The organism is Pseudomonas sp. NFR16 (assembly GCF_900108875.1).
Taxonomy (GTDB): domain Bacteria; phylum Pseudomonadota; class Gammaproteobacteria; order Pseudomonadales; family Pseudomonadaceae; genus Aquipseudomonas.
On the sequence record NZ_FNYJ01000002.1, the window covers coordinates 646,501 to 661,347 of the forward strand.

A 14,847-nucleotide genomic window follows, 5' to 3' on the forward strand; every position below is an offset into this window, starting at 1 on the left:
GGAATGAACTATGTTGCGTCGCCGCATGGTGATCATGTTGGGAGTCGTGTTGATCGTGGTTCTCGCCCTGGGTGGCTACAAGGCGTTTTCGATCTACCAGCAGATCCAGCAATTCAGCGCACCGAAGCCGCCGATCAATGTGGCGGTCGCTGTGGCCGAAGAACGCGCGTGGCAGAACCGCCTGCCGGCCATCGGCACGCTCAAGGCGTTGCAAGGTGTCGATCTGGCACTGGAGATCGCTGGCACGGTCAGGGCTGTGCAGTTCGAATCCGGGCAGAAGGTCAAAGTCGGCCAACCGTTGGTGCAACTCGACAGCGACGTTGAAAAAGGTCTGTTGGGTACTGCCGAAGCGGACTTGGGGTTGGCTCAGGTCGATTACGCCCGCGGCAGCAAGCTGGTAGGCGACTCGGCTATCTCCCGGGGCGAATTCGACAAGCTCGCCGCGACCCAGAAGAAAGCGGCGGCTACCGTGGCGCAACTGAACGCCTCGCTCGCCAAGAAACGAATTCTGGCGCCCTTCAGCGGCACCATCGGCATCCGCCAGGTGGACGTGGGCGACTATCTCGCCAGCGGCACGGTGATTGCCACGCTTCAGGACCTCACCAGCCTTTACGCCGACTTCTATGTACCGGAACAAATGGTGCCCAGACTCGCCATCGGCCAGCAGGTGCAAGTCAGCGTTTCGGCGTATCCGGATAGCGTGTTCACTGCCAGCATCAGCGCGATCAACCCCAGGGTCGAGGACACAACGCGCAATGTTCTGGTCCGCGCCACGCTGCCCAACCCCGACGGAAAGCTGCTGCCGGGGATGTTCACTAACCTGCAAGTGCTGCTGGGTGAGGACAGTCGGCAACTGGTGCTGCCCGAAAGCACGATCACCTACACGCTCTACGGCAACTCGGTGTACGTCGTCGTTCCTAAAAAAGGCAGCGACGGCCAGCCGGAAAAAGATGCCAAGGGCGAACCGCAGCTCATCGTCGAACGGCGTTTCGTCACCACCGGCGAGCGTCGCGGCGGTCAGGTCATCATCAGCAAGGGCCTGCAACCCGGCGAGCAAGTGGTGACCGGTGGCCAGCTCAAACTCGACAACGGCGCCGCCGTCGCCATCAGTGCCGATCAGGCAGCACCCGCCGAGCAGAACTCTCAGCCCAAGGCTGATTGATCGGCTGACTGTCCAAGGAGCATTCATGGCATTCACAGACCCGTTCATCCGCCGTCCGGTGCTCGCCAGCGTGATCAGCCTGCTGATCGTGTTGCTGGGTTTCCAGGCCTTCAACAAGCTGACCATCCGCCAGTACCCGCAGATGGAAAACGCGCTGATCACCGTGACCACGGCGTATCCCGGCGCCAACGCCGAAACCATTCAGGGCTATATCACGCAACCGTTGCAGCAAAGTCTGGCAAGCGCTGAAGGCATCGACTACATGACGTCGGTGAGTCGACAGAATTTTTCGGTCATCTCCATCTACGCGCGCATCGGCTCCAACAGCGACCGGCTTTACACCGAACTGCTGGCCAAGGCCAACGAGGTAAAGAACAAGCTGCCGCAGGACGCCGAAGATCCGGTCCTGACCAAAGAAGCGGCCGACGCCTCGGCGCTGATGTACATCAGTTTCTACAGCGCCGAACTGAATAACCCGCAGATCACCGATTACCTGTCGCGGGTCATTCAACCGAAGCTGGCAACCCTGCCGGGAATGGCCGAAGCCGAGATCCTCGGCAATCAGGTCTTCGCCATGCGCCTTTGGCTCGACCCGATTAAGCTGGCGGGTTTCGGCCTGAGCGCCACTGACGTCACCGACGCGGTGCGCAAGTACAACTTCCTCTCGGCTGCTGGCGAAGTGAAGGGCGAATACGTCGTCACCAGCGTCAACGCCACGACGGATTTGAAATCCCCGGAAACCTTCGCCGCGATACCGCTGAAAACCGTGGGCGACAGCCGCGTGTTACTGGGCGATGTGGCCCGGGTGGAGATGGGCGCGGAAAACTACGACACCGTCAGCTCGTTCGACGGCACGCCCTCGGTGTACATCGGCATCAAGGGCACGCCCAGCTCCAACCCGCTGGATGTGATCAAGGAGGTGCGGCGGATCATGCCCGAGCTCGAAGCCCAGTTGCCGCCGAGCCTGAAAGCCTCCATCGCCTACGACGCCACGCTGTTCATTCAGGCCTCGATTCACGAGGTCGTGAAGACGCTGATCGAAGCGGTGCTGATCGTCATCGTCGTGGTCTTCCTGTTCCTCGGCGCGCTGCGCTCGGTGCTGATCCCGGTCATTACCATCCCGCTCTCGATGATCGGCGTGCTGTTCTTCATGCAGATGATGGGCTATTCCATCAACCTGCTGACGCTGCTGGCGATGGTGCTCGCCATCGGTCTGGTGGTGGACGACGCCATTGTCGTGGTCGAGAACATCCATCGGCACATCGAAGAAGGCAAGACGCCGCTGAATGCCGCCCTTGAAGGCGCGCGCGAGATCGCCATGCCGGTGGTGTCGATGACGATCACCCTGGCGGCGGTGTACGCCCCTATCGGCTTCCTCGAAGGGCTCACCGGTGCGCTGTTCAAGGAGTTCGCCCTGACGCTGGCCGGGGCCGTGGTGATTTCCGGCATCGTGGCGCTGACGCTGTCGCCAATGATGTGCGCCCTGCTCCTGCGACACGACGAGAACCCGAGCGGCCTGGCGCGTAAGCTCGATCAGGTCTTCGAGGGCTTGAAAGTGCGCTACCAGCGCCTGCTGCACGGGACGTTGAACACCCGAGCGGTGGTGATCGTCTTTGCCATACTGGTGCTGTGCCTGATCCCCGTGTTCCTCAAGTTCAGCCAGTCGCAACTGGCCCCTGACGAAGATCAGGGCATCATTTTCATGATGGCGACGTCGCCGCAGCCGACCAACCTCGATTACATGAACCGCTACACGGATCAGTTCATCGAGATCTTCAAGGCGTTTCCCGAGTACTACTCGTCGTTCCAGATCAACGGCTTCAACGGCGTGCAGACGGGAGTGGGCGGCTTCCTGCTCAAGCCGTGGGATGAACGCAGCCGCACGCAGATGGAATTGCTGCCCGAGGTCCAGGCCAAGTTGAACAGCATCACCGGCCTGCAGATTTTCGGCTTCAACCTGCCTTCCCTGCCCGGCACCGGCGAAGGCCTGCCGTTTCAGTTCGTGGTCAATACGCCCAATGATTACGCGGCGCTGCTGGAAGTGGTCGACCGGATCAAGAAGCGCGCGGCGGATTCGGGCAAGTTCGCGTTTCTGGACATCGATCTGGCGTTCGACAAGCCGGAAGTGGTGGTCGATATCGACCGCGCCAAGGCCGCACAGATGGGCGTATCGATGCAGGACCTGGGCGCGAGTCTGGCGACGTTGCTGGGCGAAGCGGAGATCAACCGCTTCACCATCGATGGCCGAAGCTACAAGGTCATCGCTCAGGTTGAGCGGGCGTTTCGGGACAATCCCCAGTGGCTCACCCACTACTACGTGAAGAACGCGGAAGGCAAAATGCTTCCGCTGTCGACACTCATATCAGTCAGCGACAGAGCAAGGCCGCGCCAGCTCAATCAGTTTCAGCAACTGAACGCCGCGATCATTTCCGGTTTTCCACTGGTGAGTCAGGGCGAGGCGATCGAGCTGGTCAGGCAGATCGCCAGTGAGGAAGCACCTCCCGGCTTTTCCTACGATTACGCCGGCGCCTCCCGACAATACGTTCAGGAGGGCAATGCGCTGTGGGTGACGTTCGGGCTGGCGCTGGCGATCATCTTTTTGGTGCTGGCGGCGCAGTTCGAGAGTTTCCGCGATCCGCTGGTCATTCTGGTCACGGTGCCGCTGTCGATTTGCGGCGCGCTGATTCCGCTGTTTCTGGGGATTTCGACGCTGAACATCTACACCCAGGTCGGGCTGGTTACGCTGATTGGATTGATCAGCAAGCACGGCATTCTGATCGTCGAGTTCGCTAATCAATTGCGCCGCGACAAAGGCCTGACGGCGCGTGAAGCCGTGGAAGAAGCCGCCGCGATCCGACTGCGCCCTGTGCTGATGACCACCGCAGCGATGGTGTTCGGGATGGTGCCGTTGATCCTCGCGACCGGCGCCGGCGCGGTCAGCCGTTTCGACATCGGCCTGGTGATCGCCACTGGGATGTCGGTCGGCACGTTGTTTACTCTGTTTGTGTTGCCGTGTGTGTATGCGTTGTTGGCTTCTCGGGCGTCACATTGACGCCTTCTGGACTTGGAGTCGGCAGAGTAAGCATTTCAAGCCAACCGCAAGGGCCGATGGACATCAACCAAGCCCTGAACCATTCAAACTGAAAAGGCCCCGATGTTCGGGGCCTCTCAGTCAGGTGGTGGTATCAATGCTGCGGCCCCGTTCCCTGTGCCAGGCCAAACATCAACAACAGCAGATCATGATCGGGTTGGGCCGAAGCAACGACCTTGGTCCGAGGCAAAGGGCAAAACCCTTCGCCATGCACAGCACTCAGAATCTTCGGCCCGGGCTGATCCCAGGCAGCCAGGGCAATGGAAGTGACTCCCAGCGCTCCGATCAAAAACAAACCTCGTGCCATTTCTAACTTCATCGATCTAAACCTTTGATGGAGCTGCCAAACGCGGTTTCGTAAAAGTAGACCAGCTTGCTCCAATCTGCAGGTTTGAACGACGAGTGGCGGCGCAGTTGTTTCATATCGTGTTGAGCGGCGGCATAGGCGGTCATACGCTGGCGGCATTTCTCCAGATCCAGCAGCGCGACTTCAGGCTTGGCATCGGCGCCCTCGCCGACGACGCGCACGAACACATGCTTGATATAGATGCAGCTGTGCTGCCAGCGCCCCTTGTGCATGCGTGCCAGATTCCCGGCCAGTTCCTTGAGCATCTGCTCATAAACGGCCTCGCCATACTGCTCGCGACCGCCCGCTTCCAGCCATTTCTCGAATTCGACGTAGCCGTCCAGAGAAGCGGTAACCAGCAGCGCACGCCACTCGTTGTTCTCATCGCGCTCGGCCCCGCAGAACACCATGCGCGGGACGTTGACGTTCAGCTGGTGCAGACCTTCGAGAGCGTCACGCTCGCGCAGCACCGTTGGACGACCGAACGGGTGCAGCCAGCTGCGATAGATATGGCCGGTCTGACGCTTCACGTACAACAGGCGACCATTCTCTGAAACGACGCGCTGCACACCACTCTCACCACCCCGACGAACGTTGGGCTCTTCCACCCACTCGCCTCGGGTGTTCCAGAAGTAGGCGAAACGGTCCTTGGCAGGAACGGTTAACTCTGCAGCGAAATCCACGGCCATCCTGTTACCTCTTACGTAATAAATACACACGCCACATGGCGTACATCGGCAGGAAGTCCAGTCGTTCCTGGATGCGGAATCCTGCCTGTTGAAATTCAGCTTCAACCGTATCGACCGGTAACACAAAACGATTCTGGAAATCGTGCGGGTTTCGGGTCTTCTCAGCGCGTTTGCGTTTCCAGGCTTTGAAATTGCCATCAACCCACAGCGAGACGATCACGCTGTCTCGGGTGACCCGATGAAACTCCTTAAGCAACACTGCCCTGTCCTCGGCTTTACCGATATGGTGCAGCAGGCGCATGGAAAAAATGCTGTCGACTGCGTTATCCGGCATGTCGATGGCGAATGCAGAGGTCTGCAAGGGTTGTACCCGTTTCACCACGTCGGCCGGCTGAGACTCGCAGGCAATCTTGACCATGGAGGCCGAGTTGTCTGCGCCGATGATCACGCGATTCTCTTTTTCTGCCAGTACGGGCCAGAAACGACCCGCACCACACGGCAAGTCCAGAACCAGACCCGGTTCACCTGCCAGCGCCAGCGCACGACGCGCCAGCTGCTTGTCCCGGCGATCAGACAACCGTCGAGCCAGTCCGTCCTTGTGTTTGTGCAAATATTTTTTCGCGTGTTCGTCATCGTACTTGCGCGAAAAATCCAGCTCGATCCGATTGCTCATGTGTGCATCTCCTGAAGTTGACGCCCTCAAACTAGGTAGAGTGGCGTCATCGGCAGGTAACGCTGACGTGAAAAAAACGTCGAAAACACGAGCCAAATGTTACGGGGTTTTTCAAGACGATGGGGCTAGCATATGGCTATATCGCTTCAAATCCCGGCAACATTTCATTTTGGCATTTGCATTCAACCCGATCGGCCGTCACTGGCGATCCGATCGCATGTCCACGCTGAAGCGGCAACCGTTGGGCTCCATGGTATCGAGCGTGACGGTCCATCCCTGGTTCTCGCAGATCCGCTGGACCAGCGACAGTCCCAGCCCGAGCCCTTCCCCACGTTTCTCGTTGCCGCGCACGAACGGCTGGAACATCGCTTCGCGCTTCTCCTCGGGAATGCCCACGCCAGAATCTTCCACCATGAAACCTTCGTCTCGCAGCGTCAGGCGAATGAAGCCCTGATCGGTGTAGTGCAAGGCGTTACGCAGCAGGTTGCCCATGACCGCATACAGGAAGGTAGCGTTGTAGGGTTTGTCTGATGGATCCGCAGGACAGTACTCCAGCTTTAACCCCTTGGCCTCGATCGGCTCCCGCCACAGGTTGATCAGCTGTTGAGCAGCCCCCTGCAACGTCAGCTGAGGGTGCATGCCGGCATCATCGCGCTGGGTGCGTGCCAGCATGAGGAACGTCTGCACCAGATCGCGCATCTCTTCGCACGCCCGCGCCACCCGCTCGACTTGAGCCCTGGCACGCTGGTCCAGCGCCGGGTTGCCCAGCAGCAGCTCGCAAGAACTGGCCAGCACCATCAGCGGCGTACGCAGCTCATGGCTGACGTCGCTGGTGAACATCCGTTCGCGGGTCAATGCATCGCGCAGACGCCCCAGCGTCGCATCGAAGGCCACCGCCAGTTCACCCACTTCGTCGGCGGCGTAGTCCGGCGCCAAGGGCGGCGCCAGACCCAGTAGTTGATCGCGATGGCGAACCTGCCGTGCCAGCCGCACGACCGGCGCCATCACCCGACGCGCCAGCACCCAGCCAAGGAAGACCGCCAGCGCCAGTGCCAGCACGAAACCCACCAGCACGACGGCGAACAGCACACGCTCGCGCTCTTCGAAGTCGCTTTGATCCTGAAGGAGCACGTAGTGTCGACCGTCGACGATCTCGACCATCGCGTGGTACGACAACGGCCCGCGGAACACTTCATGAAATCCCGGTTCCAGATGACGCAGATCCTTGGGCAGTTCGAAATCGCCCGGCCCGCCACTGAAGTAGAACAGCTGGTCGGGCTCGGGACGGTGACTCCAGTCGCTGACGCTGTCCATCAACAGCAAGCGAGTGAGGTCGCCGCCCAGCCCCGCCGAGATCAGCTTTTCTTCGACCAGATGGACAGTGGCAACGATGCCCATCGCGAACGACCCGGCGACCAGCGCACTCATCAGCGCAAACGCGATGATGATCCGCTGGGCAAGGCTTTGTTTAAACTCCATCGCGGCCCTCGGCCAGGCGATAGCCAACACCGTGCACGGTTTGCAGCAGAGGTTTGTCGAACGGCTTGTCGATCACCTGACGCAATTGGTGAACGTGGCTGCGCAAGCTGTCGCTGTCCGGGCAATCGTCGCCCCACAGTGCCTCTTCAAGCACCTCGCGGCGCAGCACATGCGGGCTTTTCTGCATCAACACCGCCAGCAGTTTGAGACCGACCGGGTTGAGCTTGAGCATCTTGCCCGCGCGCGTGACTTCCAGGGTGTCGAGGTCGTACTCCATATCGGCAACCTGCAGCGTACGACGTCCGCCGCCTTGCGCCCGACGCAACACCGCTTCGATCCGCGCAGCCAGCTCAGACAATGCGAACGGCTTGAGCAAGTAATCGTCAGCCCCGGAGCGGAAGCCCTGCAGGCGGTCATCCAGTTGGTCCCTGGCGGTGAGCATGATGACAGGGGTGTCCCGGCGCGCGTCTTCGCGCAGGCGTTTGCACAAGGTATAGCCATCGATGCCGGGCAACATGATGTCGAGCACGATCAGGTCATAGTGTTCAGTGGCCGCCAGGTGCAGGCCGGACAAGCCATCCTGCGCGCAATCGACGGTATAGCCCTTGAGGCCAAGATAATCGGCGAGGTTCGCAAGAATGTCGCGATTGTCTTCAACCAGCAGAATTCTCATGAGTGCAGGTCTCCCATAGCGGTTGTCGGCATGCCATGAAGGTACTACGGATAGCGCGTTCAAGATGCTCGAAGTTGGCGGCAGCTTACGGCCAAGAACGCCCAAGGGCCAGCGTCGGTGTGCATAACGTTTTTTTCACCCGCGATTCACACCCCGCCGACAGCGCCGCACACAGACTGCCGACGCTTTGACTCACCTGCGAAATTTCTCGTCATCACACGGAATCTGCCATGTCACACGTCTTCGAACGGCCGGCCTCTCGCCCGATCAACCTATGGGTCTTCCTGGGCATTCCGGCAGTGACCGCCCTGACGTTGCTGCTGTTGGAGTTGACGTCGTTGGACATGGACATCGCCAAGCTGGCTTATGACCCGGCGACCGGCGATTTCATCGGTCGTCACAGTTACTTCCTTGAAAACGTCTTGCATGACCGCGCCAAACAGGTGGTCATCGCGTTGGGTTTATTCTCGGTCGCAGGATTCGCTGCCGCTTTCTTCGTTGAAAAACTCAAACCGTGGCGGCGTGAACTGGGCTGCATGGTGCTGTCCATGGCGCTTTCCACGAGCTTTGTTACGCCTGTGAAAGCGGTGACGGCGGTGCAATGCCCTTGGAGCCTGACCGAGTTCGGCGGCAAAGAAACCTACAGCGAGCTCCTGAGTCCACGCCCGCAAACCGACAGCCCCGGCCGATGCTGGCCCGGCGGTCATGCGGCAACGGGCTTCACGCTGTTCGCACTGTTCTTCGTGTTCCGCGACCGTAAACCCCGGCTGGCCAAGGCGGGCCTGATCTTCGCTTTCAGCCTGGGGACGATCTTCTCCATTGGACGAATGCTCCAGGGCGCGCACTTCTTCTCACACAACATCTGGACAGCGGTGTTCTGTTGGTTGATTTGTCTGGGCGCTTACTACGCCGTGCTTTACCGGCCAGAGGGCGGGAGGGAAAAAGTGGCCGAAGGGGCGGCGGTTTCTGGATAGGTGCTGGCTTAAGGGCGCTGGATTGACGTCCTTCGGGCCTATCGCGGGCAAGCTCACTCCCACAGGGATCCGCGGGTATTCCCGAACTCTCCGGCCACACCCAACTTCCGTAGGAGCGCGCTTGCCCGCGAAGACTGAGTAACAGCCGAAGCATCTCCACCGGACACACCGGCCAATTCGCGGGCAAGCGCGCTCCTACAAGGGTACGCGGCGCTGACGGGTAACAAATCCTGTGGGGCAAGCTTGCTCATGAACGGTGACGTCCAGACGCTACATTTTCACAGCATCCACTGGCCTCTTCCGGCTGAAGCCGGTCCTACAGGCGCTGCAAATGTTTGTAGGACCGGCTTTAGCCGGGAAAACGTCGGGCGTCACGCCGTTGATCGAGGGGCCGTTAAAGACAGTTGGCTCACTCCCACATTTGTTTAAACGCGCCATGGTCTGATGGAACGAGTTGAAAGCCTTCTGAGTTCGCCTGGAATTGAGATAGAACACCGAACGGCGGAAGGAGATCCATCAGACCGCGGCACAATGCAACAGATGTAGGAGTGAGCTTGCTCGCGATAGGCCCGAAGGGCATCAGAGTAACAATCCAAAGCCAGTCCCCCATAAAAAAACCCCGCCGAAGCGGGGTTTCTTTATTACAGCTAACGGGTGAAGGCCGACTTACATCATGCCGCCCATGCCACCCATGCCGCCCATGTCTGGCATGCCGCCAGCTGCAGGCTTGTCTTCCGCCACGTCAGCGATCATCGCCTCGGTGGTGATCATCAGACTGGCGATGGAGGACGCGGCCTGCAGCGCAGAACGGGTCACTTTAGCCGGGTCCAGAATACCCATCTCGATCATGTCGCCGTATTCGCCGGTGGCAGCGTTGTAACCGAAGTTACCCGAACCCTGCTTGACCTTGTCGACTACAACGCTCGGCTCGTCGCCGGAGTTGGCAACGATCTGACGCAGCGGTGCTTCAACAGCGCGACGCAGCAGTGCGATACCGACGTTCTGATCGGCGTTGTCGCCTTTCAGCTCGGAGATGGCCTGCAGGGAGCGGACCAGAGCCACGCCACCGCCAGGTACCACGCCTTCTTCGACGGCTGCGCGGGTTGCGTGCAGGGCGTCTTCAACGCGGGCTTTCTTCTCTTTCATTTCAACTTCGGAACCCGCACCGACCTTGATCACTGCAACGCCGCCGGACAGCTTGGCCAGACGCTCTTGCAGCTTCTCTTTGTCGTAGTCGGACGAAGTGTCACCGATTTGCTGACGGATCTGAGCGATACGTGCGTCGATGTCGGTTTTCACGCCGGCACCATCGATGATGGTGGTGTTTTCTTTGTTCAGCACGACGCGCTTGGCGTTACCCAGGTGCTCCAGGGTGGTGCTTTCCAGGCTCAGACCGATCTCTTCGGAGATGACGGTACCGCCGGTCAGGACGGCGATGTCCTGCAGCATGGCCTTGCGACGGTCACCGAAGCCTGGCGCCTTGACGGCCGCGACTTTGACGATGCCGCGCATGTTGTTCACAACCAGAGTCGCCAGGGCTTCGCCTTCAACGTCTTCGGCAACGATCAGCAGAGGACGGCCGGCTTTGGCGACGGCTTCCAGGACTGGCAGCATTTCGCGAATGTTGGAGATCTTCTTGTCAACCAAGAGCAGCAGAGGGCTGTCCAGCTCGGCAACCATGGTGTCCGGCTTGTTGATGAAGTATGGGGACAGGTAGCCACGGTCGAACTGCATGCCTTCAACGACCGACAGCTCGTTTTCCAGACCCGAACCTTCTTCAACGGTGATGACACCGTCTTTGGTCACTTTTTCCATGGCTTCGGCAATGATGTCGCCGATGGAGTTATCGGAGTTGGCCGAGATGGTGCCGACCTGAGCAATTGCTTTGGTGTCGGTGCAAGGCTTGGACAGCGACTTCAGCTGAGCAACGATGGCGATGGTTGCCTTGTCGATGCCGCGCTTGAGGTCCATCGGGTTCATGCCGGCAGCGACGGCTTTCAGGCCTTCGTTGACGATGGCTTGAGCCAGAACGGTAGCGGTGGTGGTACCGTCACCGGCGTCGTCGTTGGCACGGGAGGCAACGTCTTTGACCAGCTGCGCGCCCATGTTCTCGAAACGGTCTTTCAGTTCGATTTCTTTGGCGACCGATACACCGTCTTTGGTGATCAGCGGCGCGCCGAAGCTTTTCTCGATGATGACGTTACGGCCTTTCGGGCCCAGAGTTGCTTTGACAGCGTCGGCCAGGACGTTTACACCAGCCAGCATTTTTTTACGGCCAGCGTCGCCGAATTTAACTTCTTTAGCAGCCATGATCGTTATTCCTTAAATACTTTGTAGTAACGGGAAATGCGGGGTATCAACTCAGCCTTCGACGACCGCGAGAATTTCGTTCTCGCTCATCACCAGCAGGTCTTCGCCGTCTACTTTCACAGTGTTGCTGCCGGAGTAAGGGCCGAACACCACTTTGTCACCCACTTTCACGGCCAGCGCACGTACTTCACCGTTGTCCAAGATGCGACCGGCACCGACGGCGATGATTTCGCCACGGTTTGGTTTCTCAGCAGCCGAACCAGGCAGCACGATACCGCCGGCAGTCTTGGTTTCTTCTTCGCTGCGACGGATTACGACGCGGTCATGCAGAGGACGAAGCTTCATTGTCGATCTCCTAATTATGGTTTTTGAACGCCCGGTGTTGGCACCGGCGGGTTAAACATCCGGGCTTGCCGGTTACGGTTCGCGAGCGAACCGCAGAATACGGTCTGGCGAAATGCGCCAGAAACCTTGCGGTGACCCATACATAAGGGCGTGCAAGCTGATTACAAGGCTCGACGTAGAAATTTTTTACCGAAATGGCGGTCCCCAAAAGCAGCACGGCACCCGAAGGTGCCGTGCAAGTCGTGGAGCGGAATCACTTTTTGTCGAGCGGCTCGTATTCGCCTTCGATCACCTCACCTTCGATGACCTCCGGCCGCCGCGCGCCCGGGCGACTCTCGCTTGGGCCTGCGGAGTTCGCCGCGTGCATGTTTTCAGCAAAGGCCCGCTGACGCGCGGCCTGATCCTGCGCACGCTGACGCACTTTGTTCGCCAGCAGACGACGCGTGAACGGCATCAGGCAAATGACGCCGAGTACATCACTGATGAAACCCGGCAGCACCAGAAGCCCGCCGCCTACCGTCATCATCAAGCCATCCATCATCTGCTGCGCGGGCAATTCGCCCCGAGCCAGACTTTCGCGTGCGCTCATGGCAGTGGCCAGACCGGCGACGCGAATCACGAAAACCCCAAGCATCGAGCCTGCAACGACCAACAGGAACGTCGCCAGGAAGCCGATAGACATCCCGACTTTCACCAGTACGAACAGCTCCAGCACCGGAAAAAGCAATAAAAGCAAAAGAAAAGCGCGCATCAAATCAGTTCCTCAACGGAAGACGTCTTCCAGTAGAGCCTAGATGAAGTCGCAAATTCGTTAATTCAAGCCTCGACGGCTTCAGCGAGCGGCCATTTCTCAGCGTGAGCCAGCTGAACCAAGGCCTGGCGCACTTGTGTCGGCGTATTACAAGGTTCCGGAAAGGCCAGCCAGAACAGTCCCTGACCGATGCGCAGATGCATGCCTTCGCTGTCGATGCCGACCAGCGTGGCGGGCTCGGTCGCCGGCAGACCGGCCAGTTCGACATAGTGCGCGATGGCTTTGGCATGGTCCTGGTTCATGTGCTCGACCATGCGGGTCTCGGCGGCACCGGCAAACGGGTTGGCCAGTGCGACATCGTCCAGCCAGTGGATCGCGCCGAAGCCACCGATGTAGCGATAACGCACCGGCGCCAGCACCCAGAAGTCAAAATCGTGCGCGCTGTGGTAGCTCTCAGATTCAGGGAAATAGCGGTAATAGCGCTGAGCGGCGGCCTCAATGGCGGCGTCATCGCCGAGCTTCTGCGCCTCGGCCATGACAGTGACGCGTCCGACGGCCTGAACATCTTCGGCGCCCCGCTCGCCCACCAGCAGTGAGCACTTGGCGTCGAGCTGCAGGTTATGGGTGTGCTGGGCGATGCGGCTGATCAGGATCAGCGGACGGCCCTGGTCGTCCAGGCAATACGGCACCACGGAGCCGAAGGGGAAACCGGGCATCGACTTGGAATGAGTCGACAGCACGCCACGATATTCCTTGAGCAGCAATGCTCGGGCTTGCCGGTTGGCGTTGGCGCTCATGGTGGGGCTCCTCAAAGAAAACGTGATCTGCACAGACGAAAAGACCCACATCGGCGGGTATCGGAAACAAGATAATCGTTATCGCAGGTGGGTGCCAGATTGAGAAGCTGTGACGATTTTGCGAAGAAATCGCGTAAAAACGTTGCGGGCAGTCGCGAACGCTGTGGGAGTGAGCCAACCGCCTTTAACAGCCCCTCGATCAACGGCGTGACGCCCGACGCTTTCCCGGCTAAAGCCGGTCCTACGAAAAGCTCGCAGCGTCTGTAGGACCGGCTTCAGCCGGGAAGACGCCAGTGGATGCTGTGGAAATGTAGCGTTTGGAGGTCAGCGTTCATGAGCAAGCTTGCCCACAGGTTTTGTGACCCGTCAGCCCCGCGTAACTTTGTAGGAGCGCGCTTGCCCGCGAATTGGCCGGTGTGTCCGGTGGAGATGCAGCGGCTGGAAGTCAGTCTTCGCGAGCACGCTCGCTCCCACAGTGCCTGACGCCGCAAGCCGACTGAAACTCAACTTGCGGGACCAGTATCAAGAAACCGCCTTACCAGGCCACACCGAAGCCGGCGGTGTAACGGGTCTTGTCCAGATCACCGTCGTCAGAACCGCTGATGATGTTCTTCTCGGCCTTGAGGTTGAGAGAGGCCCACTCAGTGACTTTGTAACGCAGGCCGATTTCGGTATCCAGGCTGTAATCCGCAACGCCGCTGATGGGCTTGCCGAGTTCGCCGTTGGTGAAGAACTCAACCTTCTTGCCAATCAGGTAGCGGTTGTAATCCCAGGTGCCGGATACCGAATAGAAGTTGTCTTTCTCACCGTTGGAGTATTCGTAGTCCGTACGGTTAAGCAGCGTCCCGACCTTGAATGCACCCAATTCGTCGTCCCAGAACTGGTAGCCCGGACCGGTACCGACCGTTCTCTGGCGACGCAGGTCTTCGATGTTGTCGTGCTTGTAGGTGATCCGGCCATCCCAGAACCACTTGTCGGTGATGAAGCGGTCGATGGAGTACTCAGCGTTCCAGTTGTCGGTGGTGGTCTCTTTGTCCTGCGTCTCGCGGTTGTACTCACCCTCGGCGTTATGACGCCATCTGCCATGAGTAGCCGAAGTCTTGAACGCGATGTTGTAGTCGTCGGTGTCCTTGTCTGCACGCTGGAAGTCCAGGGCAGCGTCGACATTGCCTTTCCAGACCAGGTCGGTTACCACAGGCTTGGGCTTCATGATCTGCTGGATGCTGGCCAGATCCACGGTCTTGGGCGCGTCGCCGTTGGCAAGAGTGACCTTGCCGTCATCGGCAGCGTGCAGCGACTTGGAAATCTCACCGTTGTAGGCATCCTGCTTGACCAGCAAGTGCTGATCACTCTCCAGCGTCTTGATTTCTTTCCAGTCCAGCGGGATATCGCCTGCATACTTGGTGTTGAGCAGCAGCTTCCCGCCGTCGAAGACCTTGATGGTCCCGGTCAGTTTGTCACCGTTCTTCAACCAGACGGTGTCGGCGAGCAAGGGAGTGGAGGCACTGGTAATGGCTAGGCACAACAGGGTTCTGGACAACATAAGCAACTACAAGG

Annotated in this window: 13 protein-coding genes; 3 read left to right on the forward strand and 10 right to left on the reverse strand. The window is 59.3% G+C overall.

Annotated elements, in window-relative coordinates; all coding sequences use genetic code 11:
• The first annotated feature begins 10 nt into the window (after window positions 1-10).
• Complete coding sequence (locus BMZ10_RS11610) at window positions 11-1,162, forward strand: efflux RND transporter periplasmic adaptor subunit (protein WP_093461727.1); 1,152 nt, start codon at window positions 11-13, stop codon at window positions 1,160-1,162.
• 25 nt (window positions 1,163-1,187) lie between these two features.
• Window positions 1,188-4,214, forward strand: a complete 3,027-nt coding sequence (locus BMZ10_RS11615) for a multidrug efflux RND transporter permease subunit (RefSeq protein WP_093461730.1) — start codon at window positions 1,188-1,190, stop codon at window positions 4,212-4,214.
• 133 nt (window positions 4,215-4,347) lie between these two features.
• Here BMZ10_RS11615 and BMZ10_RS27995 read toward each other — a convergent pair whose 3' ends face one another.
• The 5 genes from BMZ10_RS27995 to colR form a co-directional block, all read right to left on the reverse strand.
• Complete coding sequence (locus BMZ10_RS27995) at window positions 4,348-4,572, reverse strand: hypothetical protein (protein ID WP_093461733.1); 225 nt, start codon at window positions 4,570-4,572, stop codon at window positions 4,348-4,350.
• Window positions 4,569-5,288 carry a lipopolysaccharide kinase InaA family protein gene (locus BMZ10_RS11625; protein WP_093461736.1) on the reverse strand — a complete coding sequence of 240 codons (720 nt, stop codon included), beginning with the start codon at window positions 5,286-5,288 and terminating at the stop codon, window positions 4,569-4,571. Before BMZ10_RS11625 ends, BMZ10_RS27995 begins: the two co-directional genes overlap by 4 nt.
• Before the next feature lie 4 nt (window positions 5,289-5,292).
• Window positions 5,293-5,961: a class I SAM-dependent methyltransferase gene (locus BMZ10_RS11630; protein ID WP_093461739.1), complete on the reverse strand. Its 669-nt coding sequence runs from the start codon at window positions 5,959-5,961 to the stop codon at window positions 5,293-5,295.
• A gap of 198 nt (window positions 5,962-6,159) precedes the next feature.
• Window positions 6,160-7,440, reverse strand: coding sequence for a sensor histidine kinase (locus tag BMZ10_RS11635; RefSeq protein ID WP_093461742.1), 1,281 nt, complete (start codon window positions 7,438-7,440; stop codon window positions 6,160-6,162).
• Window positions 7,430-8,113, reverse strand: coding sequence for a two-component system response regulator ColR (gene colR / locus BMZ10_RS11640; protein WP_093461745.1), 684 nt, complete (start codon window positions 8,111-8,113; stop codon window positions 7,430-7,432). The genes BMZ10_RS11635 and colR overlap by 11 nt, the downstream gene beginning before the upstream one ends.
• A 230-nt stretch (window positions 8,114-8,343) precedes the next feature.
• Here colR and BMZ10_RS11645 point away from each other — a divergent pair, with 230 nt between their 5' ends.
• Window positions 8,344-9,087 carry a phosphatase PAP2 family protein gene (locus BMZ10_RS11645; protein WP_093461748.1) on the forward strand — a complete coding sequence of 248 codons (744 nt, stop codon included), beginning with the start codon at window positions 8,344-8,346 and terminating at the stop codon, window positions 9,085-9,087.
• A 666-nt stretch (window positions 9,088-9,753) separates the two neighbouring features.
• On the opposite strand, the gene groL is transcribed toward BMZ10_RS11645, so the two are convergent.
• The 5 genes from groL to BMZ10_RS11670 form a co-directional block, all read right to left on the reverse strand.
• Window positions 9,754-11,397 carry a chaperonin GroEL gene (gene groL / locus BMZ10_RS11650; protein ID WP_093461751.1) on the reverse strand — a complete coding sequence of 548 codons (1,644 nt, stop codon included), beginning with the start codon at window positions 11,395-11,397 and terminating at the stop codon, window positions 9,754-9,756.
• Between the two features lie 51 nt (window positions 11,398-11,448).
• Window positions 11,449-11,742 carry a co-chaperone GroES gene (locus BMZ10_RS11655; protein WP_062384143.1) on the reverse strand — a complete coding sequence of 98 codons (294 nt, stop codon included), beginning with the start codon at window positions 11,740-11,742 and terminating at the stop codon, window positions 11,449-11,451.
• 253 nt (window positions 11,743-11,995) lie between these two features.
• On the reverse strand, window positions 11,996-12,493 hold the full coding sequence (locus tag BMZ10_RS11660) for an FxsA family protein (RefSeq protein WP_093461754.1): 498 nt from the start codon (window positions 12,491-12,493) through the stop codon (window positions 11,996-11,998).
• 65 nt (window positions 12,494-12,558) lie between these two features.
• Entirely contained in the window at window positions 12,559-13,290 is a 732-nt protein-coding gene (locus BMZ10_RS11665; protein ID WP_093461757.1) for a HugZ family pyridoxamine 5'-phosphate oxidase, read from the reverse strand.
• A gap of 535 nt (window positions 13,291-13,825) precedes the next feature.
• Entirely contained in the window at window positions 13,826-14,833 is a 1,008-nt protein-coding gene (locus BMZ10_RS11670; RefSeq protein WP_093461760.1) for a DUF481 domain-containing protein, read from the reverse strand.
• Between the last annotated feature and the right edge of the window lie 14 nt (window positions 14,834-14,847).